Genomic DNA, 21749 nt, shown 5'->3' on the forward strand with positions numbered 1-21749 from the left:
CGCACAATGCGTTCCTGCCAGCGATCAAGGGCGCGTTGGCGGCGATGCCCATCAACGGCACGATCACGCTGTCGGGCTATGAAGGCAGCGAGCTTCTGGTTGCGCGCCTGTTGATCGAAAGCGGGGCGAATGTGCCGTACGTGGGCACGGCCTGTCCGAAAACGCCGTGGTCGGCTGCGGATGCCGACTGGCTGGCCGACAAGGGCGTGACAGTGAAGTTCCGCGCGTCGCTGGAAGATGACTGCGCGGCGATGGAGGCGATTAAGCCGGATCTGGCGATTGGCACAACGCCTGTTGTGCAGAAGGCCAAGGAGCTTGGCATGCCGGGGCTCTACTTCACCAACCTGATTTCCGCGCGTCCGTTGATGGGCCCGGCCGGGGCCGGGTCGCTGGCGCAGGTGGTCAATGCGGCGATTTCCAACAAGGGCCGCATGGACAAGATGAAGGCCTTTTTCGAAGGCGTCGGAACGCAAGATACAGCCGGTGTTTGGGAAGGTGATCCGAATTTGCGCCCCGAATACCGCGCGCAAAACCTCAAGAAGCTGGAGCGTGCCGAGAAGGCCCGTGTCGCGGCGAACGGGGGTGTCAAATGCTGATCCAAGACCACGATCGCGCTGGCGGCTATTGGGGGGCGGTTTATGCCTTTTGTGCCGTCAAGGGCCTGCAGGTTGTCATCGACGGCCCTGTGGGTTGCGAGAACCTGCCAGTCACCAGCGTGCTCCATTATACCGACGCGCTGCCTCCACACGAGCTTCCGATCGTAGTCACTGGACTAGGTGAAGAAGAGCTGGGTCGGGATGGGACCGAGGGCGCTATGAAGCGAGCTTGGGGTGTGCTCGACCCAGCTTTACCGTCTGTTGTGGTGACCGGGTCCATTGCCGAGATGATCGGCGGTGGTGTGACCCCAATGGGCACCAATATCCAAAGGTTCCTGCCGCGTACGATTGACGAAGATCAGTGGGAAAGCGCGGATCGCGCGATGACCTGGATCTTTACAGAATTCGGAATGACCAAGGGACGGATGCCGCCTGAGAAAAAGCGCGAAGAAGGGGCAGCGCCGCGCGTGAACATCCTTGGGCCGATGTATGGCACGTTCAACATGCCGTCCGATCTGGCGGAGATCCGGCGTCTGGTTGAAGGTATCGGCGCCGAGATCAACATGGTCATGCCGCTGGGCAGCCATCTGGCCGAGATGCGGAACCTTGTGAATGCGGATGTGAACATCTGCATGTATCGCGAGTTCGGGCGCGGCCTCTGTGAGGTTCTGGGCAAGCCCTATCTGCAAGCGCCTATTGGGATTGAGAGCACCACCAAGTTCCTGAGGACCTTGGGCGAGATGCTGGATCTGGATCCCGAGCCGTTCATCGAGCGCGAGAAGCATTCGACGATCAAACCCGTCTGGGATCTGTGGCGGTCGGTGACGCAGGATTTCTTTGCCACTGCGTCTTTCGCCATTGTCGCGAACGAGACGTATTCCCGCGGCATTCGCCTGTTCCTGGAAGAGGATATGGGCCTGCCCTGCGCCTTCGCCGTCGCCCGCTGCGCCGGAAAGAAAACGAATAACGAGGAAGTTCGCGCATTGATGGGGCAAATGCGGCCCCTGATCGTGATGGGGTCCATCAATGAAAAGATGTACCTGGCCGAATTGAAGGCCGGACACGGTCCGAGCCCTGCGTTCATTCCCGCCAGCTTCCCAGGTGCCGCGATCCGGCGCGCCACGGGCACGCCCTTCATGGGCTATGCCGGGGCCACTTACATGATCCAAGAGGTCTGCAATGGCCTGTTCGATGCGCTGTTCCACATCCTGCCGCTGGGCACCGAACTGGATGCAGCGGAAGCCACGCCAACCAATCTTCGTCGCGATTTCCCATGGGACGCCGACGCGCAGGAGATGCTGGACCGCATTGTCGCCCAGCACCCGATCCTGACCCGAATTTCCGCCGCCAAAACGCTGCGCGATGCTGCCGAACAAGCAGCCCTCGACGCAGGGGCCGAGCGTGTCGTCATCGAGACGGTGCGCAAACTGGACCCGGCATTGGCGGGCGCGAAGACCAACAGCAACGAGGGAGATCTGCAATGACAGATATGACCACTCAGACCCCAACCCAGACACGCAGCCACAAGCCGCCGCGGACAGAGTTCATGGTGTACTTCGCCATCATCTTTGTCGCGACGCTGCCTTTGGCCTGTCTGACCTGGGCGCTTGCCGCGATCAAAAGCGGAAGCCTGACAGAAAAAGGGCCCGTGGCCCGAGCCTGGAGTCAGGCGCGGATCATCACGCCGATGATTTTCTCCGCATGACTGCGGACCCGACATTCTCTGCCTTGCGAGGGGTGGAGATCCAAGACTGGCCGCCTGGCAACAGGTGGGCAGAGCCCGGCGGGGTCGAAAGGCCCTAAAGGACCCGGCCGCGGGGTGCGCGGCGTCAGCGTTGTTTTTCGAAAGGAAAGTTAATGGCTGATAATTCCGACCTGTCTTTCACAGGTCTCACCGACGAGCAGGCGCAAGAGTTGCACTCCGTCTATATGAGCGGGCTCTGGCTGTTTTCGGCCGTGGCCATCGTTGCTCATTTGGCGACGTTCATCTGGCGCCCGTGGTTCTGAGGAGGGATTGATTAATGGCAAAGTTCTACAAGATCTGGCTCGTTTTCGATCCGCGCCGTGTGTTTGTCGCACAGGGTGTTTTCCTCTTCCTGCTGGCGGCGATGATTCACCTCGTCCTGCTCAGCACGGATCACTTCAACTGGTTTGAACTGGCGGCGCAAAACGCCGGCTGATCTGCAAGGCAGTGAAGTGAAACACCAACGTTGCGGGCGGCATCCACCCCTGATCGGATTGGTCGCCCGCAACAAACCAGACAACAACAACGACGGCTTTCGGACTGACCAGGACGGGCCGCCAAACGCGGAGACAAGAAGATGGCGTTGCTCAGCTTCGAGAGAAAGTATCGCGTCCGCGGAGGGACGCTGATCGGCGGCGATCTGTTCGACTTCTGGGTGGGGCCCTTCTATGTGGGCTTCTTCGGAGTCACGACAGCCTTTTTTGCCCTTCTGGGCACAATCCTGATTTTCTGGGGGGCCTCACAACAGGGCACCTTCAACCCTTGGATCATCAACATCGCACCCCCTGACCTGAGTTACGGTCTGGGCATGGCGCCCCTTCTGGAAGGCGGTTTGTGGCAGATCATCACGATCTGTGCGACCGGCGCTTTCATCAGCTGGGCCCTGCGCGAGGTTGAGATCTGCCGCAAGCTGGGGATGGGATACCACGTGCCCATCGGGTTCAGCTTTGCGATCCTGGCATATGTGACGCTGGTGATCTTCCGGCCCCTGCTCATGGGTGCCTGGGGACATGGGTTCCCATACGGGATCTTCAGTCACCTCGATTGGGTGTCGAACACCGGCTATGCCTATCTGCACTTCCACTACAACCCGGCCCATATGCTGGCGGTGACACTGTTCTTCACCACCACCCTGGCGCTGGCGTTGCATGGGGCGCTGATCCTGTCGGCGGCCAACCCTGAAAAGGGCGAAGAGATGAAGACCCCTGATCATGAAGACACCTTCTTCCGGGATCTCATCGGCTATTCAATCGGCACATTGGGCATTCACCGCCTTGGCTTCCTGCTGGCGATCAATGCCGTGTTCTTCAGTGCCGTCTGCATCATCATCTCGGGTCCCGTCTGGACGGCAGGCTGGCCGGAATGGTGGAACTGGTGGCTTGAGCTGCCGATCTGGGGTGAAAACCCAATGCCGGTAGGAGGGATGTAATCATGGCCATCCGCGAATATCAGAACATCTTCACGCAGGTGCAGGTCCAGGGGAACCCGGAATGGGGGATGGACGACAACGGCACCATGACCGAAGAACGCATCGGCCGTCCCGGTTTCAGCACTCTGGTCGGCTGGTTGGGCAACGCCCAGCTTGGTCCGGTCTATCTGGGCTGGACGGGGATGATCTCTCTTGCCACTGGCTTGATCTGGTTCAACATCGTTGGCCTGAACATGCTGGCGCAGGTGGGCTGGTCGATCCCGGAATTCATCCGGCAGCTGTTTTGGCTGGCGCTTGAGCCTCCGGGGCCCGAACATGGGTTGTCCATGCCGCCGCTGAATGAAGGCGGATGGTACATCATCGCCAGCTTCTTCCTGCTGGTATCGGTGATGACCTGGTGGCTGAGGACCTGGCTGCTGGCTGCCCAACACAAGATGGGTAAGCATGTCGCCTGGGCGTTCCTGTCAGCCATCTGGCTGTTCCTGGTGCTGGGTCTTTTCCGCCCGGTCCTGATGGGCAGCTGGTCCGAGGCGGTGCCTTACGGCATCTTCCCGCACCTGGATTGGACGACAGCGTTCTCCATCCGCTATGGCAACCTTTACTATAACCCCTTCCACGCCCTTTCGATCGTGTTCCTTTATGGCTCGGTGCTGCTGTTCTGTATGCACGGCGCGACGATCCTTGCTGTCACCCGCTTCGGCGGTGACCGCGAGCTTGAGCAGATCGTGGACCGAGGCACCGCCACGGAACGCGCCGCCCTCTTCTGGCGCTGGACCATGGGCTTCAACGCCACGATGGAAGGGATTCACCGCTGGGCCCTGTGGTTCGCGATGCTGACGCCGATAACGGGTGGCATCGGGATCCTTCTGACCGGCACCGTTGTCGACAACTGGTTCATCTGGGCGCAGGAGCACAACTTTGCCCCCATCTATGACGGTTCGTTCGGCTATGCGGATTATGGCTCGTACGAAGCCTTCATCGGGAAGGAGAACTGATCATGCTGCCCAAGTGGTTTAACGACTGGAACCGGGACAATCCGACCAATGTGTTTGGTCCGGCCATCCTGGTGGGTGCCCTCGGCGGTGCGGTCTTCGTCGCGATCCTGCTGGTGACATGGGGTCAGCCCTTTGCCACCAACTCGATGCAGACCGGTCCGCGCGGTACAGGCATGTCCGTGCCAGAGTTCAGCGCGGCCCTCGCCAAACCCGATCCCACGATCGAAGCCTTTTACACCGAAGAGCCCTATGTGCCCGAAGGTGGAGAGGCCCTGGCCAAGGACGTTTACGAAAACGTTCAGGTGCTGGGCGATCTGACGGAAGACAACTTCAACCGCCTCATGAATGCCATGACCCAATGGGTCAGCCCCGATCAGGGCTGTGCCTATTGCCACGGCGATGTGGCGGTCGAGGAATACGGCAGTGACGATCTATACACCAAGGTCGTCGCGCGGCGGATGATCCAGATGACCCAGACCATCAACGAGGAATGGGACGGCCACGTGAATGCCAACAAGGAGGTCGGTGTGAACTGTTACACCTGCCACCGCGGCGAAAACGTACCGTCGGAGATCTGGTTCAAGATTGCACCTGTGAACGAAGCGTCGGGAGGCTGGGCTGCGAACCAGAACCGCGCGACGATGATCAGCCAATCGACATCGCTGCCATCGGATGCGCTTGAGAACTACCTGCTCGAGGCCAATCAGATCGTCGTGCACGATTTGGAAAGCCGCGTGGCCGGTGGACCGTCCAGCGATGACAATCCGCTGCCGTCGATACAGGACACGGAACGCACTTACGCGCTGATGAATTACTTCTCGAATTCGCTGGGTGTGAACTGTGTGTTCTGCCACAACTCCCGCGCCTTCTATGCCTCTCAGGGCGAAGTGACCCCGCAATGGGCCACCGCGTCGCTGGGCATCCAGATGGTGCAAGAGCTGAACAACACCTACCTGGTTCCGCTCAGGGATACCTACCCGGCTGAACGCCTTGGTCCGGTCTATGCAGATGCGCCCAAAGCCGCCTGCAAAACCTGTCACAAGGGTTATCAGCAGCCGATGCAAGGCACCAACGCCATCGGCGATTGGCCCGAGCTCGCCGCGACCGGGGCACCGGTTTACGAATAAGGGCCGGGCGGCGGTTGTTCCCCCGTCGCCCCCCTTAGCCAAGCGCGGACCCGCGGCTTCCTGGGTCCGGGCACGGGGTCTCAACACCCCGGTTCCCTTCCTGTTGGCTACAGGAGACTGGCGTCGTGCGAGTGGGAGCGCTCCTAACTCTCACGGCGCCTTTTCTACTCTGAGAAAGGTGATGATCCATGTCCCATCCCCACACCCCGACTCTGGATCGCGTCGCTGGCCCGCAAGACCTCAAGGCCCTCTCGGATCGCGAGCTTGCCCGGCTGGCCGGTGAATTGCGGTCCGAGGTTGTTTCGGCCGTGTCGGAAACCGGCGGGCATCTGGGATCGTCCCTGGGCGTTGTCGAGCTGACCGTTGCGATCCACGCCGTGTTCAACACGCCCAATGACAAGCTGATCTGGGACGTGGGCCATCAGTGTTACCCCCACAAGATTCTGACCGGTCGCCGTGATCGCATCCGGACGCTGCGCCAAAAAGGCGGCCTCAGCGGTTTTACCAAGCGGTCGGAAAGCGAATACGATCCGTTTGGCGCGGCGCATTCGTCGACATCCATTTCGGCCGCGCTGGGCTTTGCCACCGCGCGTGACATGGGCCAGCCCACGGGCGATGCCATCGCGGTGATCGGCGACGGGTCGATCAGTGCTGGCATGGCTTATGAGGCGCTAAACAATGCAGGGGCGGAAGGACGGCGGCTGTTTGTTATCCTGAACGACAACGAGATGTCTATTGCCCCGCCCGTGGGCGCGATGAGCACCTATATGAGCCGCCTGTCAAAGATGGGTCCGCTGCCCATTCTGGATGCGGTTGCGAAGGACATGGAGAAATTCCTGCCAGAACCGGTGCGTCTGGGCGCGGAACGCGCGCGCCAGATGGTGACCGGGGTGCAGGGGCAGGGCACGTTCTTTGAAGAACTGGGCTTTGATTACATCGGCCCCATCGACGGCCATGACATGGAACAGCTTCTGACCGTGCTGCGCGCCGCGCGCACGCGGGCCACCGGGCCTGTGCTGATCCATTGCTGCACGGTGAAGGGCAAGGGATATGCGCCCGCCGAAGGGTCGGCGGACAAGTATCACGGCGTGTCGAAGTTCGACGTGGAAAGCGGTGTGCAGGCCAAGGCCAAGGCGAATGCACCCAGTTACACCAAAGTGTTCGGCGAAGCGCTGGCGCAGGAAGCCGCGCGTGATCCCCGGATCGTGGCAGTGACGGCGGCGATGCCGTCGGGCACAGGCGTGAACATCATGGCGGACCGCTTCCCGGCGCGTGTTTTTGACGTGGGCATCGCCGAACAGCATGGCGTGACCTTTGCCGCCGGGATGGCGGGCGCCGGTCTGAAGCCCTTCTGTGCGATCTATTCGACCTTCCTTCAGCGCGGCTATGACCAGGTTGTCCATGACGTGGCCCTGCAAAAACTGCCGGTGCGTTTTGCGATGGACCGGGCAGGTCTTGTGGGGGCTGATGGCGCGACCCATGCGGGCGCGTTCGATATCGGTTTCATGGGATCTTTGCCGGGGATGGTGGTGATGGCGGCCTCGGACGAGGCCGAGCTGGCGCATATGGTTGTCACCGCTGCCGAATATGACGAAGGCCCCATCGCTTTCCGCTATCCCCGAGGTAATGGCACGGGCGTCGAGATGCCCGCGCGCGGCGAAGTGCTGGAGATCGGCAAGGGCCGGATCTTGCAGGAAGGCTCTGACGCCGCAATCCTGTGTTTCGGCGCGCATCTGGCCGAATGCCAGATGGCGGCGGCCATGCTGGAGGCGGAAGGGATTTCCGTCACACTGGCCGATGCACGCTTTGCCAAGCCTTTGGACATGGAGCTGATTGCGTCCCTTGCCGCCAATCACGCGGCACTGATCACGGTAGAGCAGGGCGCGATGGGCGGCTTTGGCGGGTTTGTGCTGCAGGCCATGGCGGCGCAAGGATTGCTGGACGGCAAGCTGCGCGTGCGCACGATGACCCTGCCGGACCGCTTCATTGATCAGGCCAGCCCGGCGGAGATGTACGAAGATGCCGGTCTGACCGCCGTCGACATCATGGGCGAAGTCAGCCGGGCCTTGCGGCGCGACACAAAGCTAGTGGGGTTCAGCGCGCCGCGTGCGTGAAAGGCTTGAGGTCCCGGGTCAGGCCCGGGACGCAAGGAAGCCGCGCAGCTGAGCGATCACCGCCTCGGGCGCGTCCCAGTGGATGGAATGGCCCGCGTTGGGGATCATGTAGTGTTCGGCATTTGGCAGCGGTTCGAACGCGATGCGCGCGGGGCCCGGCGGGATCAGCGCGTCGTCTTCGGCGTACAGGACCTGTACGGGGCAGGTCACATCTTCCAGTTTCAGGCTTAGTTCGAAATTGCGCAGGATCTCGATCTGATGCGCCATCGCCTTGGCGGTTTGCGCGTGGGGATAATTCAGCGCGGCTTCCAGCGCCATGTCCGTATTTTCGGGATTTTCAAAGAACGCAGGGGCAAAGACCCACGGGTAAAGCGCCTTGAGCCAGAGGCGTTCGCCATCCGCGGTTTGCCGGATGGCCAGAAGTGCGTCGAACACGGCGAGCGAACGCGGAAGCTTATGCGGCCCGGAGGCGAGGATGGAGATCGAAGCCACCTGATCCGGTGCAAGCCCATAAAGCTCAAGCGCCATGCGCCCGCCCATGGAATGACCCGCCACATGGAACCGGTCATGTCCCAGATGCGCCATCAATGCACGGGCGTCCTCGGCCATTGCTTTGATGCTGACCGGCGCGTCCCAGGGGGTCGTGCGCCCGGTGGTGCGGTTGTCGGGGCGAATGACGGTGAAATCCTGTGCCAGCGCTTCGACCAGCGGTGTCCAGCTGGCGCTGTCGCTGAGCATACCGGCCAGCAGGATCAGCGGCGGGCCGGAGCCTTCGACTTCGTAATGGAGGGTGATGTCGGGAAGGCTCAAGTCAGGCATTCAGGGTGCTCCAGGTGGGCAGAAGATCGCCGGGTTCGGGGCGGGCAAGGTAGATCGCGCGCGCGATGGCACGGGCAAGGCACAAGGCGGCCGCGTGGCCGATCAGCGTGAGGCTGCGTTCGGGGTCTGCCAGCGTGCGGTCGCCTGTGGAGGCGGCAAAGACAAGATCGCCGTCGCCCGGGCTGTGGGCGGGGAGGCAGGCGCGCGCGATGCCGTCATGGGCGGCGGTGGCCATTCGCTGGCATTGCGCCTTGGTCAGGGCGGCATCCGTGGCGACGATGGCAATGGTTGTGTTGGCGTGGGCCGGGTTGGCCTCCAGCATGGCGGCGATCTTGCGGCTTTGCAGATCTCGGCCAAGACCGGATGCCGGATCAGGGCCCAAGCCGCCGAATTCGCCGTCAATCTCGAACGGGGCGGCCCAGAAGTGGCGGTCGCCGGGTGTCGTCGCGCTGCCCATCGGGTTGGCGGCGACCAGCGCACCAACGGTCTTGCCATCGGGCAGAACGAGGGAGGTCGAGCCCAATCCGCCTTTCGTCATTGCCGTCATCGCACCAGTGCCCGCGCCTTCGCTGCCCAGGGCGAAATCCGTGTCGGCGGCGTCGAACGCGGCGCGGCCCAGGGCGCGATAGGGGTTGTCGGCCCAGTCCTTTTCGCCACCGTTCAACAGGTCGAAAATGATTGCACCGGGGACCAGCGGGATTTTCGCCGTGCCCACCTGAAACCCACGGCCCTGCGCCCGCAGCCCATCCACGACGCCAGAGCAGGCATCAAGGCCAAAGGCCGAACCGCCCGACAGGCAAAGCGCGTCCACCTGTGCCACCGATTTGTCCGGCGCCAGCAGGTCGGTTTCCCGCGTGCCTGGTGCGCCGCCCATCACATTCACGGACGCAGTGAAGGGCGCGTCCGCCACCAAAACGGTCGTCCCGGATTTCAGCGCGTCGTCGCGGGCGTTGCCCACGCGCAGGCCGGGGATATCGGTGATCAGGTTTTTCGGACCGGGTTGCATGGGGATCCTGTTGGGTTGGGTATTTGGGGCCAGAAAGAAGCAAGGATCAGATACAGCGGCCCCCGTCGACCTCCATCGCGACGCCGGTGATCATGGAGGCCGCGTCCGAGCACAGGAAGGCAGCCGCGTTGCCCATGTCTTCGGGGGTGGAGAAGCGCCCGATGGGGATGGTGGAGAGGAATTTCGTGCGCATCTCGGGCGTATCTTCCCCCATGAAGGATTTCAGCAGGGGCGTTTCGCCCGCCACGGGGCAGATCGCGTTGACGCGGACGCCTTTGGGCGCGAGTTCGACGGCCATGGTTTTGGTGGCGGTGATCATCCAGCCTTTGGAGGCGTTGTACCAGTTCAGGTTCGGGCGCGGCGACAGGCCGGCGGTGGAAGCCACGTTGAGGATCGCGCCCGCGCTGCGTTCCTTCATATGAGGCACAAGCGCTTTGGCGGTCAGGTAGACGGATTTGACATTGACAGCCAGGACGCGGTCGAAATCGTCTTCGCTGACCTCTTCCATCGGCATGGGCATATGGGTGATGCCGGCATTGTTCACCAGGATATCGACATGGCCCATCGCGTCGATCGCGGCCTTGGCCATCGCGTCGACCGAGGCGGCGTCTGATACGTCGACCTGTTGGGCGATCGCTCTATCACCCAGATCGCCCGCCATCTGCGATGCGGCGTCGCCGTTGATATCGGCGATCATGACGGTTGCGCCCGCGTCGAGAAAGGCGCGCACGATGCCCGCGCCAAAGCCCGATGCGCCGCCTGTGACAATCGCTGTTTTTCCCTGAAGTTGCATTGGGGGTCCTCCCTTCGTCGCGACGATGCCGCGAAGCGTGTCTGGCTACAAGGGCCGGTTATCCGTGATAGGCGGCGACGGTTTTCAGAGTGGAGAAGCCATACAGCGCCTCGAACCCCTTTTCCCGGCCATGGCCGGATTTGCCGATCCCGCCAAAAGGCAGTTCCACACCGCCGCCCGCGCCATAATTGTTGATGAACACCTGCCCCGAGCGCAGCTTTTTCGCCAGCCGCATCTGGCGCGCGCCGTCGCGTGTCCAGATGCTGGCGACAAGGCCGTAATCGGTGCCATTGGCAATGCGGATCGCCTCGTCTTCGGTGTCGAAGGGGATCATCACCTGGACGGGGCCGAATATTTCGGCGCGGGCAAGAACGTGATCTGGGGGGACATCGGCGAACAGGGTGGGCAGGACATAGGCACCGTCGCTGGGGGCGCCGTCTACCATCCTGCCTTGGGCGGCAATGGCCAGGTCGCTGCCTTTGGCCAGAAAGCCCTCAACGATTTCTTTCTGGCGGGCCGAGATCAGGGGGCCCACGCGCAGATCCTCCGTGGCGGGGCCCACGGTCAGGTCGGCATAGGCGGCGGCCATGCGGGATTTCACCGCGTCATAGACCCCGCGCTGAACAAGGATGCGGGAGGAGGCGGAACAGGTTTGGCCCGCGTTCTGGATCCCTGCATTCACAAGGAAGGGCAGGGCCGCGTCCAGATCAGCGTCGTCAAAGACCAGCTGGGGAGACTTGCCGCCCAGCTCAAGCGTGACCGGAACCACGTTTCTGGCCGCAGCGGTTTGCACCAGCGCGCCGGTAGAGACCGATCCGGTGAAGGAAATGTGTTGCACGCCCGGATGAGAGGAGAGCGCCGCGCCCGCCTCGGCGCCCAGGCCGGGAACGACGTTCAGCGCGCCGTCAGGCAGGCCCGCTTCCTGCGCCAGATGGGCGAAGGCAAGGGCTGTCAGGCATGCCTCTTCAGCGGGTTTCAGGACGCATGCATTGCCCATGGCCAGTGCCGCGCCTACTGACCGACCGATGATCTGCATCGGGTAATTCCACGGCACGATATGGCCTGTGACCCCATGCGGTTCGCGCAGGGTATAGACGGTGTAGCCATCCAGATAGGGGATGGTTTCGCCCATCACCTTGTCCGCCGCGCCACCGTAGAATTCACAGTACCGCGCAAGGGCCACCGCATCGGCGCGCGCCTGGGTGAGCGGTTTGCCGACATCTGCCGCCTCGATCTGCGCCAAGTCATCCACGCGCGTCAGAACCAGCTGGCCCAGACGGGTGAGGATGCGGCCACGCTCCACCGCCGTCATCGCGCCCCATGCGCCGTCGAGCGCGGCCTGAGCGGCACCTACCGCGGTATCGATATCGCCTGATTGCCCATGCGCGATATCTGCCAGAGCCGTGTTGTTACTGGGATTGATCAGGGAAAGGGTCCTGCCGTTCTGCGCGGGCAGCCATTTGCCGCCGATCAGGCACAGGCTGGGATCGAACCAGAGGGGGAGGGTCATCAGGCGGTCTCCTTCGCGGTGAAATGCAGGCTGCCGCTTTGGTAAGGTGTCAGCGGCGGCGCAGGCTTGATGCCATATCCGGCAAGCAACGACACCCGGAAATCGCAATCGCGGCTTGCGAGCAGGCGGATGGGAACAGGGCCGCTCATGCCGCGCCCCGGCCCAGATCGGGCAGAACGGGGGCGGCGGCGATCAGGTCGCGGGTATAGGGATGGGCGGGGTTGGTGAAGACCTGTTCCGTCACGCCCTGTTCGACGATTTCGCCGGATTTCATGACCAGCACACGGTCGGTGACGGATCGCACGACGCTGAGGTCATGGCTGATGAAAAGATAGGTCAGGTCGTATTGCCGGCAAAGATCGGCCAGCAGGTCAAGGATCTGCGCACGCACTGACACGTCAAGCGCGCTGACGGCCTCGTCAAACAGGATCAACTCGGGCCGGATGATCAGCGCGCGGGCAATGGCGATGCGCTGGCGCTGGCCGCCGGAAAACTCGTGAATGTATTTGCGCGCATCACTGGGCGCGAGGCCCACGGCGATCAACGCTTCGGCAATCGCCTCTTCGCGTTTCAGGCCCTTGGGCGGGTTGGGGAGCAGGTGGAAGGGTTCGGTGATCAGGCGATCCACCCGGTGGCGAGGGTTGAAGCTGCCGAACGGGTCCTGGAACACCACCTGCATCTTGCGGCGCACGGCAAGGTTGGGTTTGTGGCCGGAAAAAACCGGTTCGCCATCCAGAAGGATCTGGCCTTCCTGCACCTCTTCCAGGCCAAGAATGGCGCGGGTGAGGGTGGATTTCCCGCAGCCGGATTCACCCACCAGACCAAGCCTTTCGCCCTTTTCGATGGTGAAACTGACGTTCTTCACGGCGCGGAACACGCCCGGCGGTGCGAAAAGCTGCGTGCGCGGAAGGCGGTAATCGCGCGAGACATTCTGCACTTCAAGCAGCGGCGAAGGCGCGGGTTTGTCGGGCAGGTCCACCTGATGGGTCGAGGCAGCAAAGAGCATCTTCGTATAGTCATGCTGCATATCCGCCAGAAGTGCCTGTGTAGGGGCGCTTTCGACCACCTGACCCTGGCGCATGACGGTGATCGTGTGGGCCATGTCGGCCACCACGGCCAGGTCATGGGTGATCATCAGCATGCCCATCCCTTCCTCGGCCACCAGTCCTTTCAGCAGGTCGAGGATCTGCGCCTGTGTGGTCACATCGAGCGCTGTCGTGGGTTCGTCGGCAATCAGCAGCTTGGGGCGCAGGGCGATGGCCATGGCGATGACGACGCGCTGGCGCTGGCCGCCTGACAGCTCGTGGGGATAGCGCGACAGGGGGAAGCGATCTGCGGGCAGGCCGACACGGTCCAGCACGTCGCGGGCGCGTGTTTCGGCATCCTTGGGGGACATGGCCTTGTGGATCAGGATCGTCTCCATCACCTGATCGCCGATGGTTTTCACCGGGTTCAGCGCGGTCATGGGCTCCTGAAAGATCATGCCAACATCGTTGCCGCGGATGGTGCACATCGTGTCTTCGCTGGCCGCGAGGATATCGGTGCCGTCAAGCGTGACCTGACCTGTTGTCTTCGTCCCGTTGGGCAGAAGCTGCATGACGGTAAAAGCGGTCATGGATTTGCCCGATCCGCTTTCGCCGGTGACCGCGTGGATTTCCCCCGGCGCAATGGACAGGGACACGTTGTTTAGGATCGGCGTCCCGTGAATCGAGAGCGAGAGGTTCTGGATCGTCAGAAGGCTCATGTCCTTTGCACCCTCAGCCGTGGGTCCAGGTAATCGCGCAGCCCGTCGCCCATCAGGTTCAGCCCCAGCACTGTCAGGATGATGGCCACACCGGGCATCAGCGCCAGATGGGGCGCGAGGCTGACCATGGTTTGCGCATCGGCCAGCATCCGCCCCCAACTGGGCGTGGGCGGTTGCGCGCCAAGGCCAACATAGCTCAGGCCCGCCTCGGCCAGGATGCCCAGTGAAAACTGGATGGTGCCCTGCACGATCAGCAGGTTAGCGACATTGGGCAGGATGTGCTCGGCGCTGATGCGCGCGGCGGATTTCCCGGCGACGCGGGCGGCCATGATGAATTCCCGTTCCCACAGGGACAGGGCTGCGCCGCGGGTGATGCGGGCAAAGACGGGAATGTTGAAGATCCCGATGGCGATGATCGCGTTGATCGCGCCCGCGCCGAAGACGGCCGTAATCAGGATCGCGATCACCAGCGACGGAAAGGCAAAGATCAGGTCATTGCCGCGCATGATGAATTCATCCAGCCATGACCCCTTGCGCGCTGCCGCCGCAAGGCCCAGCGGCACACCCAACGCCATACCGATGCCAACAGCCACCAGCGCCACGGCGATGGAGGTGCGCGCACCCACCATGATCATCGACAGGATGTCTCGCCCGAAATGGTCCGTCCCCAGCAGATGCGTCGCGTTGGGGGTTTGCAGGCGGTCGGGAATGCTCATGGCCGTGTGATCGAAGGGCGTCCAGATGAACGAGATCAGAGCCGCCAGAACGAACAGCGATGACAGGCATGCGCCCAGGATCAGGTTGCGTTTCATGTGCGTGACCTCAGCCTGGGATCGACGGCGGCATAGGCCAGGTCGACCAGAAAGTTCACCACGATCACCGCAAAAACCAGCAGCATCACCACGCTTTCCACAACGATCAGATCGCGGGAACTGATGGATTGGAAGATCAGCCGTCCAAGGCCCGGCAGGTAGAAGACCTGTTCAATGATGATACCTCCCGCGATCAGGAAGGCAAATTGCAGCCCAATGATCGTCAGGACCGGGATCAGCGCGTTGCGCACCCCGTGCCGCCACAGCGCCTGACGGCGGCTTAGGCCCTTGGCGCGGGCGGTGCGCATGAAATCCTCTCCCAAGATATCGAGGAGCGAGGACCGCATGACCCGCGCAAGGATCGCGGCCTGCGGCAGCGCCAGCGCAATGGCAGGCAGGGTCAGGGAATGAAGCCCGGTCCAAAGGCCCTTGTCCCAGCCGGCGAACCCCCCGGCGGAAAACCAGCGCAGGTTGATTGCGAAGATCAGCACCAGCATCATCGCGAACCAGAAGTTCGGAATTGCCACGCCCAGCTGTGTGGCGCCCATCACGGTGACATCCCCTGCCCGGCCCCGGCGCGCGGCGGCGTAGATGCCGGCCGGGAAAGCGATCAGCGTCGACAGCGTCAGCGCATAAAGCGCCAACGGGAGAGAGACCCAAAGCCTGTCGGCGATCATCTCGGCCACGGGCGTGCGATAGGTATAGGAGGTGCCGAAATCGCCCGTCAGCATACCGCCGACCCAATTCAGATACCTCTCCCATTTCGGCACATCGAGACCTAGTTCGGCGCGCAGCGCCGCCACTGTATCGGGCTGCGCATTCAGCCCCAGCATGAATTGCGCGGGATCGCCCGGAGCGACTTCGATCACGAAGAAGATGATCAGGCTGGCAATGGCCAGGCTGATGATCAGGGACAGCAGACGTTTCAGGGCATAGCGCAGCATCGCGGCGACGTTAGGCGGGAGTTGCGGCAGCGTCCAGATGTTGCGCGACATGCCGGTTTCTTTCGAGGGCACCGCGCAGGGTATTTTCGATGTTTCCGCCCGTGCAGGATGAGCTAGGTTCGCGCATATGCAACCGCGTTTCATCGGACATGAGATCTATCGCCGGTCGACCTATGGCACCTGGCACCCGCTGCGCGTGCCGCGTGTGTCCACGGTGATGGATCTGTCACGCGCGCTGGGCTGGCTGCCGGATCGGCAGTTCATCACCTCGCCCCGCGCGAAACCGGCGGCTTTGGTGAACTGGCATCGGCCCGATTATATCGCCGCGCTGCAGCGTGCCGAGGCGCAGCAGCAGGTCAGCGCAGAAGACAGGGCCCAATTCCACATTGGCACGGTGTCCAATCCGGTGTTCCCCGAGGTCTTTCGGCGCCCGGCAACGGCTGCGGGCGGGTCAATCCTTGCGGGGGAACTGCTGCGGGAACCGGGCGTGATCTATAACCCGGCGGGCGGCACCCATCACGGGATGCCGGATCGTGCGAACGGTTTCTGTTATCTGAACGACCCTGTGCTGGCGATGCTGTCGTTGCGCAATCAGGGAGTGCGGCGGATCGCCTATATCGACATCGACGCCCATCACCCCGACGGTGTGGAGGTGGGATTTGGCGGCGATGCGGATCTGCTGATGATATCGGTGCATGAGGAAAACCTCTGGCCGAAGACGGGGCTTCTGGAGAACGACGCGGGCGGCAACGCGCTGAACCTGCCGGTGCCGCGTGGGTTTCACGATGATGACATGGCGCTGGTGCGCGACAATCTGATCCTGCCTCAGGTCCAGCGCTTTGCGCCTGAAGCGATCGTGTTGCAATGCGGCGCGGATGGGGTGGAGGACGATCCGCTGGCCCATCTGGCGCTGTCGAACAACGCCCATTGGGACGTGCTGCGCGGCCTGATGGGGCTGGCCCCGCGCCTGCTGGTGCTGGGCGGGGGCGGGTACAACCCGTGGACGGTCGGGCGGCTATGGACCGGTGTGTGGGGTGTGCTCAACGGACATGAGATACCCGACCGGGTCGGGCCTTCGGCGGAAGGTGTGCTGCGCGCGCTGGAGTTCAGGGGGAACCGGCGAGGGAAGAACCCGCCGGAGGCATGGCTGACGACCTTGCTCGATCAGCCACGTCACGGTGCGATCGCGGATGCTGTGCGTCGGCGGGTCGAAGTTTTGAACGCCCGGATGACAGTCTGGGCCTGAACGGATTTTGGAAAATCCGTCTCAACGGTGGTAAAGGCCTTTCGAAAGGCCTTAAGCCGCTTCGAAGCGGCTTGGACCCGACACCGGGGTTGCGGTCAGTTGGTGCCCCTCGACGCCTGTTATGCGCGCAGCAACAATCGCGCCTTCGGTCTGAGGGTCTGCAAAGCTGACTTCGGTGAATTGCGGGGTGCGGCCCATATTCGGGTTTTCCATCAGCACAGGATGATGTTGGCCCACCTGGTCGGCGAGATGCCGGGCGACCGCGCGGTCGCCCGCGGCGCGCAATTGCGCAGCCCGGTCCTTGATCGCGGCGCCATTCACCTGGGGCATCCGCGCGGCGGGCGTGCCCTGGCGCGGGGAATAGGGAAACACGTGAAGCCAGGTGAGGCCGCATTCCTCGACCAGCTTCAGGGAGTTTTCGAAATGCGCCTCGGTCTCGGTCGGGAAACCGGCGATGATATCGGCCCCATAGGTCATATCAGGGCGCAGCCGCCGTGCGTCTTCACAAAAGCGGATGGCGTCGTCGCGCAGATGGCGACGTTTCATCCGTTTCAGGATCAGATCGTCACCATGCTGCAGTGACAGATGCAGATGCGGCATCAGGCGCGGTTCGGTGGCGATAGCCTGCATCAGGTTTTCATCCACCTCGATGGAATCGATCGAACTGATGCGCAGCCTTGCCAGATCCGGCACCAGTTTAAGGATGCGCATGACCAGATCGCCCAGTTTCGGCTGCGCGGGTAGATCGGCCCCCCAGGAAGTCAGGTCCACTCCGGTCAGCACTACCTCGTTGTAACCGCGATCCACCAGCCGCTTGATCTGGTCCACCACAACGCCCGCCGGGACCGACCGCGAATTGCCCCGACCATAGGGAATGATGCAGAAGGTGCAGCGGTGATCGCAGCCGTTCTGCACCTGAACATAGGCGCGTGACCGTGTGCCGAATCCGTCGATCAGATGACCTGCGGTTTCGGTCACCGACATGATGTCATCGACCTGAAGCGCTTCGGTTTCGCCGATGAAATCCGCAGCGAGCTTGCCCCAGGTTTCGGGCTGCATCTTCTCGGTATTGCCGATGACGGCGTCGACCTCCTCCATGGCGGTGAAGGTCTCGGGCTCTGTCTGTGCAGCGCAGCCGGTGACGATCAGGCGTGCGTCCGGGTTTTCGCGGCGCAGCCTGCGGATTTCTTTGCGCGCCTTGCGCACGGCTTCGGCGGTGACGGCGCAAGTGTTCACGACAACTGCGTTCTGCAAACCGGCCTGAGCCGACAGCTCTTTCATCGCCTCGGTCTCATATGCGTTGAGACGGCAGCCAAGGGTGGTGAAACGCGGTGCGGTCATGTCAGACCTGCCAGAAATTCAGCGGTCAGAGTGGCGGTAAACACATGGGTGGAGGGCCCTGTCATCCAGACGCCATCCTCGGCCCAGTCCACATGCAGGGTGCCGCCATCCAGATCAATGCGCACTTTGCGCCCGGTCAGCCCGCGCCGCGCCGCGGCCACTGCCGTCGCGCAGGAGGAAGAGCCCGACGCCAGCGTCACACCCACGCCGCGCTCCCATACCCGCATGCGGATGTGATTCGGTCCGACAATCTGGGCGACCTGCACGTTGGTGCGTTCAGGGTACAGCGGGTGATGTTCATGCTCGGGGCCGAAGCTGGCCAGATCGATCGCATCGACGTCATCCACAAAGAAGGTGCAATGCGGGTTGCCCATGCCGGTTGCGACCGGGTCGCCCTCGATTGGCAGATGCAGCGTGTCCATGGCATGCGCAAGCGGGATCTCGTCCCACTCAAGCTGCGGCGCGCCCATGTTCACGGATGTGATGCCGTCGCCCATGTCGCGCGCATAAAGATCGCCGCGATCGGTGGTCAGGTGAAGCGTCTTTGCGCCCGTCTGATCCATGATATGCCGCGCAATGCAGCGCGTGGCATTCCCGCAGGCCGCCGAGGTCGATCCGTCCGCGTTATAGAATGTCAGATGCGCGTCCCCCGCGCCGTTAGAGATCACGGCAAGCTGGTCAAACCCCACGCCACGGTGCCGGTCCCCCAGTGCCCGCGCCAGCGCGGGTGTTACCGGAATATCGCGCGCACGCGCGTCGACAACGACAAAGTCGTTGCCCAGCCCGTGCATTTTCATGAAGGGCAATCCGGTATCTGCGGGTTCAGCCATGGCGCGCATATAACGGCGGGCGGGGGGCAAATCCAGTCTGTCGCAGAAAATCGCGTGCTTTGGGGCTTGACCGGGGGCGTCGGTGTTTCTAGTTAGCCCCCCTATCAGGACAGAACGTGTTGATAGCGCGACTTAAACGGTTGAAACCCAATCCGGGTTCAGCGTAGAGAGCGCAAGCCGGTGACCAAACTGAGTCGCTGGATCAGAGTGGGCCGTTAGCTCAGTTGGTAGAGCAACTGACTTTTAATCAGTGGGTCGCAGGTTCGAATCCTGCACGGCTCACCACTGATCATCAAATTTCCTTTCCCTGCTTGGGGTTGGTGTCAGAATTGACGAACCGCTTGGGAAGGTTCGCCAAATTGCGCTCGCCATTGGGGCGGGCGATCAGTTTTTCGATGGCGGGATCGGCCATGCCTTCTCGGCCAGTGGCCTCTGTATATCGCTGCACGAGGGCCAAAGTTTTGTGTCCCGTGACCGCGCCGATCTTTTGCGCTGTGGCTCCGGCTTCGGCCAAACGGCGCGCGCAGGCCTTGCGCAGCCCGTGGGCAGAGCACTGAGGCAGCTTGGCGTCCTCGGTCCAACGCTGCATCAGATTGCCCAGCCCACCGGCGGACCGCATCGTGCCTTTCTGGGTGGCCAGGAACGGACGATCCTTCGGCAACTTGTCCAGCACTTCGGCCAAATCCGGGTGGATCGGCACGGAAACCAAAACCCCGTCAGACCTCTGCATTTCCTGCCGCCGGTTCTCGTTACGCCATTCGCGGCATACCTATGCTTATAGCTTTCCGCAGCGATAGAGAGATTGGGCGCCGGACGGGTGTCACACCCGCCGAGGAAGTCGTAGAATGGGTAGGCGCTGAAGCCTTGAAGGGATGAGGCGACATGCTGAGACTGGTGACGAGACAAAAAAACTCCGGAGGTTTCGAAGTCTGCCCAGCAAGACCAGGTCAAGAAAGCTTATGGATAGCTCGCAAAGTGATCGAACTCTGATCTGCATCCCGGCGAAGGGATTGACGAAAACCCTCTGGAGGTGTGCCCTGTTGTTATCACAGCAATCCGTATCAAAAGGGATCCGAAGCAGTGAACATTCATGAGTTTATGGCAGAGTATAAACGTGTCTGGGAAGATCAGGACTCTGAGGGCTTCTCCGCACTCTTCACTCCCAACGGACGTTACCATAACACGCCCTTCCAAGTTCAAGACACAGCGCAAGCTCGTGAAGCGTATTGGGATAGGATAAAGCTGCAGGAAGACATCGAACTCAATTACGAGGTGCTTTCCGAACTACCAAATGGCGGCATCGCTCATTGGAATGTGACTTACCAGGTTGCCTCAGAGGAGTTGTTTGAGATTTGGGCGAAATCCACCGGAACAGGACTTCCGAAAAGAGAGCCTGGTGATCCATTGCCGCGTATGGAGTTAGACGGAACACTCGTCGCCAGATTTGCGCCAGACGGGCTCGCTGATGATGTGCGAATTTGGTGGCATTCAACACCTCAATCCATTTGAAAGTTTATTTGTTTGCCTGGTTAAGGCGAAGAAGTTTCAACCTGGTGTGCGTCATAGCTCGCTTCCAACTCGCCCTTCAAAAACTCTCCGAAGTTCAAAGTTTCAAATCTTGAAGTGCCGGTCCCAGGAAGAGGGGCGATATCGGTAGACACATGTGGATCAAAAAAGAACGGTACAGAATACCGCTCTCGCCCGGACGTGTTGATGACACGGTGCGGCGTGGACAGAAGCTGTCCATTGGAAAGGCGGTGCAACATGTCGCCTACATTAACGAGAAAAGCATTGTCGATGGGCGGTGCGTCCACCCAATCACCTGCCGGTGTCTGAACCTGCAAACCACCGACATCGTCTTGCGCCAATAGTGTCAAACACCCGAAGTCTTTGTGCGGTGCTGACCCGTACAGATCATTAGGCGCCTGCGGAGGCTGCGGCGGGTAGTGCAGCAGACGTAGCCAGATTGTTGGCGCTTCGAACGCATTGAGGATGGAACGGTCAGTGACGCCAAGGGCATCCAACGCCAGGCTCATCAGATTCTGGCCGAGTTCAGTCATCGCCTCTACGTAAGCTTCGCATACCTCTCGAAAACCATCGAGTGCAGGCCATTGGTTCGGGCCAGACAGATAGACATTGGTGTCTGTATCAGCGTCTTCGCGCATCATCATGAACGAGGCAGATTGGTTGGGTTTTGTCACCTCGGCGAGATCAGAGTTCACGTCTGTTGAGGTGTTTATGGCGATGTAGCCGCGATGATTCTTATCGAGCGCGATGGCTTGCTTTGTATCCTCTGGCAGCGCATGGAACTTCTTCGACGCATCAAAAACGGCCGCTAGCAAACCGGGATCTATACCGTGGTTTATGACATAGCCGAACCCAGTTTCGCCATATGCTTTGGCAAACTCCAATGCGAGGCTGGTTGTGTCATCACCTTTGATGAGCGGGGCAAGATCAAGCACTGGAATTTCCGAAAATGCAGTCATTTTAGACCTTTAAGCGATTTCATGCAGGGGGTAACCATTTGGATAACCGCTGTCCGTTGAAATGCGTTTGGCGATCAGCGCTGTGGGGCTCCAAGGCAACGATATTCAGAAGCTCTGGCATGTGCGGCACGCTAGAACGGACGAACCCTACGATCAAGTTAAGGCCACCTGGAAGTGCGGCCCTCTACACTCCGAAACGCGGTTGTTCCAGCT

The 21749-nt window shown here is 61.6% G+C and carries 23 protein-coding genes and 1 tRNA gene; 12 read left to right on the forward strand and 12 right to left on the reverse strand.

The genetic code is table 11. The features are described from left to right. The 9 genes from TR61_RS12735 to dxs form a co-directional block, all read left to right on the forward strand. The coding region (locus TR61_RS12735; RefSeq protein ID WP_281178072.1) for a nitrogenase component 1 at nt 1-596 on the forward strand (596 nt) is incomplete at its 5' end. Beyond that, on the forward strand, nt 590-2080 hold the full coding sequence (gene bchZ / locus TR61_RS12740; protein ID WP_050930463.1) for a chlorophyllide a reductase subunit Z: 1491 nt from the start codon (nt 590-592) through the stop codon (nt 2078-2080). The genes TR61_RS12735 and bchZ, both read left to right, overlap by 7 nt. Then, on the forward strand, nt 2077-2301 hold the full coding sequence (gene pufQ / locus TR61_RS12745) for a cytochrome PufQ (protein WP_050930464.1): 225 nt from the start codon (nt 2077-2079) through the stop codon (nt 2299-2301). The genes bchZ and pufQ overlap by 4 nt, the downstream gene beginning before the upstream one ends. A 152-nt stretch (nt 2302-2453) precedes the next feature. Beyond that, nucleotides 2454-2603: a light-harvesting antenna LH1, beta subunit gene (gene pufB / locus TR61_RS12750; protein WP_050930465.1), complete on the forward strand. Its 150-nt coding sequence runs from the start codon at nt 2454-2456 to the stop codon at nt 2601-2603. Between the two features lie 14 nt (nt 2604-2617). Further along, the gene (gene pufA, locus TR61_RS12755) at nt 2618-2776 is read left to right on the forward strand and encodes a light-harvesting antenna LH1, alpha subunit (RefSeq protein WP_050930466.1); all 159 of its coding nucleotides are present in this window, start codon (nt 2618-2620) and stop codon (nt 2774-2776) included. Nucleotides 2777-2917: 141 nt separating this feature from the next. Further along, nucleotides 2918-3769, forward strand: coding sequence for a photosynthetic reaction center subunit L (gene pufL / locus TR61_RS12760; RefSeq protein ID WP_050930467.1), 852 nt, complete (start codon nt 2918-2920; stop codon nt 3767-3769). Nucleotides 3770-3771: 2 nt separating this feature from the next. Next, nucleotides 3772-4764 carry a photosynthetic reaction center subunit M gene (pufM, locus tag TR61_RS12765; protein WP_050930468.1) on the forward strand — a complete coding sequence of 331 codons (993 nt, stop codon included), beginning with the start codon at nt 3772-3774 and terminating at the stop codon, nt 4762-4764. A gap of 2 nt (nt 4765-4766) precedes the next feature. Continuing rightward, on the forward strand, nt 4767-5891 hold the full coding sequence (gene pufC, locus TR61_RS12770; protein ID WP_050930469.1) for a photosynthetic reaction center cytochrome PufC: 1125 nt from the start codon (nt 4767-4769) through the stop codon (nt 5889-5891). Between the two features lie 188 nt (nt 5892-6079). Continuing rightward, nucleotides 6080-8005, forward strand: a complete 1926-nt coding sequence (gene dxs / locus TR61_RS12775) for a 1-deoxy-D-xylulose-5-phosphate synthase (protein WP_050930470.1) — start codon at nt 6080-6082, stop codon at nt 8003-8005. A gap of 18 nt (nt 8006-8023) precedes the next feature. Here the strand turns inward: dxs and TR61_RS12780 are convergent, their stop codons facing one another. The 8 genes from TR61_RS12780 to TR61_RS12810 are packed head-to-tail and all read right to left on the reverse strand — an operon-like array spanning nt 8024 to nt 15633. Then, the gene (locus TR61_RS12780) at nt 8024-8824 is read right to left on the reverse strand and encodes an alpha/beta fold hydrolase (RefSeq protein ID WP_050930471.1); all 801 of its coding nucleotides are present in this window, start codon (nt 8822-8824) and stop codon (nt 8024-8026) included. Continuing rightward, entirely contained in the window at nt 8817-9830 is a 1014-nt protein-coding gene (locus TR61_RS12785) for a P1 family peptidase (protein ID WP_050930472.1), read from the reverse strand. The genes TR61_RS12780 and TR61_RS12785 overlap by 8 nt, the downstream gene beginning before the upstream one ends. A gap of 46 nt (nt 9831-9876) precedes the next feature. Further along, nucleotides 9877-10623 (reverse strand): SDR family oxidoreductase, encoded by a 747-nt coding sequence (locus TR61_RS12790; RefSeq protein WP_050930473.1) that lies wholly within the window; start codon nt 10621-10623, stop codon nt 9877-9879. Between the two features lie 58 nt (nt 10624-10681). Continuing rightward, nucleotides 10682-12133, reverse strand: a complete 1452-nt coding sequence (locus TR61_RS12795) for an aldehyde dehydrogenase family protein (protein WP_050930474.1) — start codon at nt 12131-12133, stop codon at nt 10682-10684. After that, nucleotides 12133-12282 carry a hypothetical protein gene (locus TR61_RS19945; RefSeq protein WP_157440908.1) on the reverse strand — a complete coding sequence of 50 codons (150 nt, stop codon included), beginning with the start codon at nt 12280-12282 and terminating at the stop codon, nt 12133-12135. The genes TR61_RS12795 and TR61_RS19945 overlap by 1 nt, the downstream gene beginning before the upstream one ends. Beyond that, nucleotides 12279-13877, reverse strand: coding sequence for an ABC transporter ATP-binding protein (locus TR61_RS12800; protein WP_050930475.1), 1599 nt, complete (start codon nt 13875-13877; stop codon nt 12279-12281). Before TR61_RS12800 ends, TR61_RS19945 begins: the two co-directional genes overlap by 4 nt. Continuing rightward, on the reverse strand, nt 13874-14689 hold the full coding sequence (locus TR61_RS12805; protein ID WP_050930476.1) for an ABC transporter permease: 816 nt from the start codon (nt 14687-14689) through the stop codon (nt 13874-13876). Before TR61_RS12805 ends, TR61_RS12800 begins: the two co-directional genes overlap by 4 nt. Then, a complete protein-coding gene (locus tag TR61_RS12810; protein WP_050930493.1) occupies nt 14686-15633 on the reverse strand; it encodes an ABC transporter permease in 948 nt (315 codons plus the stop codon). Before TR61_RS12810 ends, TR61_RS12805 begins: the two co-directional genes overlap by 4 nt. 127 nt (nt 15634-15760) lie before the next feature. Here TR61_RS12810 and TR61_RS12815 point away from each other — a divergent pair, with 127 nt between their 5' ends. Next, complete coding sequence (locus tag TR61_RS12815; protein WP_050930477.1) at nt 15761-16879, forward strand: acetoin utilization protein AcuC; 1119 nt, start codon at nt 15761-15763, stop codon at nt 16877-16879. 51 nt (nt 16880-16930) lie between these two features. Here the strand turns inward: TR61_RS12815 and mtaB are convergent, their stop codons facing one another. Beyond that, entirely contained in the window at nt 16931-18220 is a 1290-nt protein-coding gene (gene mtaB, locus TR61_RS12820; protein WP_050930478.1) for a tRNA (N(6)-L-threonylcarbamoyladenosine(37)-C(2))-methylthiotransferase MtaB, read from the reverse strand. Further along, nucleotides 18217-19059 carry a diaminopimelate epimerase gene (gene dapF, locus TR61_RS12825; RefSeq protein ID WP_172676976.1) on the reverse strand — a complete coding sequence of 281 codons (843 nt, stop codon included), beginning with the start codon at nt 19057-19059 and terminating at the stop codon, nt 18217-18219. Before dapF ends, mtaB begins: the two co-directional genes overlap by 4 nt. A 200-nt stretch (nt 19060-19259) precedes the next feature. Here dapF and TR61_RS12830 point away from each other — a divergent pair. Further along, a tRNA-Lys gene (locus tag TR61_RS12830) sits at nt 19260-19335 on the forward strand. A gap of 7 nt (nt 19336-19342) precedes the next feature. Here the strand turns inward: TR61_RS12830 and TR61_RS12835 are convergent. Further along, complete coding sequence (locus TR61_RS12835) at nt 19343-19780, reverse strand: tyrosine-type recombinase/integrase (RefSeq protein ID WP_050930479.1); 438 nt, start codon at nt 19778-19780, stop codon at nt 19343-19345. Nucleotides 19781-20130: 350 nt separating this feature from the next. Here TR61_RS12835 and TR61_RS12840 point away from each other — a divergent pair, with 350 nt between their 5' ends. Next, nucleotides 20131-20559, forward strand: coding sequence for a nuclear transport factor 2 family protein (locus TR61_RS12840; protein WP_050930480.1), 429 nt, complete (start codon nt 20131-20133; stop codon nt 20557-20559). Nucleotides 20560-20579: 20 nt separating this feature from the next. Here TR61_RS12840 and TR61_RS12845 read toward each other — a convergent pair whose 3' ends face one another. Next, complete coding sequence (locus TR61_RS12845) at nt 20580-21536, reverse strand: isopenicillin N synthase family dioxygenase (protein ID WP_050930481.1); 957 nt, start codon at nt 21534-21536, stop codon at nt 20580-20582. Between the last annotated feature and the right edge of the window lie 213 nt (nt 21537-21749).

This window comes from Aestuariivita boseongensis (genome assembly GCF_001262635.1).
GTDB lineage: Bacteria > Pseudomonadota > Alphaproteobacteria > Rhodobacterales > Rhodobacteraceae > Aestuariivita > Aestuariivita boseongensis.

Bases quoted from the DNA above. Each gene is read 5' to 3' on its own strand.
- bchZ (WP_050930463.1), top strand. From the start codon at position 590: ATGCTGATCCAAGACCACGATCGCGCTGGCGGCTATTGGGGGGCGGTT.
- pufQ (WP_050930464.1), top strand. From the start codon at position 2,077: ATGACAGATATGACCACTCAGACCCCAACCCAGACACGCAGCCACAAG.
- pufB (WP_050930465.1), top strand. From the start codon at position 2,454: ATGGCTGATAATTCCGACCTGTCTTTCACAGGTCTCACCGACGAGCAG.
- pufA (WP_050930466.1), top strand. From the start codon at position 2,618: ATGGCAAAGTTCTACAAGATCTGGCTCGTTTTCGATCCGCGCCGTGTG.
- pufL (WP_050930467.1), top strand. From the start codon at position 2,918: ATGGCGTTGCTCAGCTTCGAGAGAAAGTATCGCGTCCGCGGAGGGACG.
- pufM (WP_050930468.1), top strand. From the start codon at position 3,772: ATGGCCATCCGCGAATATCAGAACATCTTCACGCAGGTGCAGGTCCAG.
- pufC (WP_050930469.1), top strand. From the start codon at position 4,767: ATGCTGCCCAAGTGGTTTAACGACTGGAACCGGGACAATCCGACCAAT.
- dxs (WP_050930470.1), top strand. From the start codon at position 6,080: ATGTCCCATCCCCACACCCCGACTCTGGATCGCGTCGCTGGCCCGCAA.
- TR61_RS12780 (WP_050930471.1), bottom strand. From the start codon at position 8,824: ATGCCTGACTTGAGCCTTCCCGACATCACCCTCCATTACGAAGTCGAA.
- TR61_RS12785 (WP_050930472.1), bottom strand. From the start codon at position 9,830: ATGCAACCCGGTCCGAAAAACCTGATCACCGATATCCCCGGCCTGCGC.
- TR61_RS12790 (WP_050930473.1), bottom strand. From the start codon at position 10,623: ATGCAACTTCAGGGAAAAACAGCGATTGTCACAGGCGGCGCATCGGGC.
- TR61_RS12795 (WP_050930474.1), bottom strand. From the start codon at position 12,133: ATGACCCTCCCCCTCTGGTTCGATCCCAGCCTGTGCCTGATCGGCGGC.
- TR61_RS19945 (WP_157440908.1), bottom strand. From the start codon at position 12,282: ATGAGCGGCCCTGTTCCCATCCGCCTGCTCGCAAGCCGCGATTGCGAT.
- TR61_RS12800 (WP_050930475.1), bottom strand. From the start codon at position 13,877: ATGAGCCTTCTGACGATCCAGAACCTCTCGCTCTCGATTCACGGGACG.
- TR61_RS12805 (WP_050930476.1), bottom strand. From the start codon at position 14,689: ATGAAACGCAACCTGATCCTGGGCGCATGCCTGTCATCGCTGTTCGTT.
- TR61_RS12810 (WP_050930493.1), bottom strand. From the start codon at position 15,633: ATGCTGCGCTATGCCCTGAAACGTCTGCTGTCCCTGATCATCAGCCTG.
- TR61_RS12815 (WP_050930477.1), top strand. From the start codon at position 15,761: ATGCAACCGCGTTTCATCGGACATGAGATCTATCGCCGGTCGACCTAT.
- mtaB (WP_050930478.1), bottom strand. From the start codon at position 18,220: ATGACCGCACCGCGTTTCACCACCCTTGGCTGCCGTCTCAACGCATAT.
- dapF (WP_172676976.1), bottom strand. From the start codon at position 19,059: ATGCGCGCCATGGCTGAACCCGCAGATACCGGATTGCCCTTCATGAAA.
- TR61_RS12835 (WP_050930479.1), bottom strand. From the start codon at position 19,780: ATGCAGAGGTCTGACGGGGTTTTGGTTTCCGTGCCGATCCACCCGGAT.
- TR61_RS12845 (WP_050930481.1), bottom strand. From the start codon at position 21,536: ATGACTGCATTTTCGGAAATTCCAGTGCTTGATCTTGCCCCGCTCATC.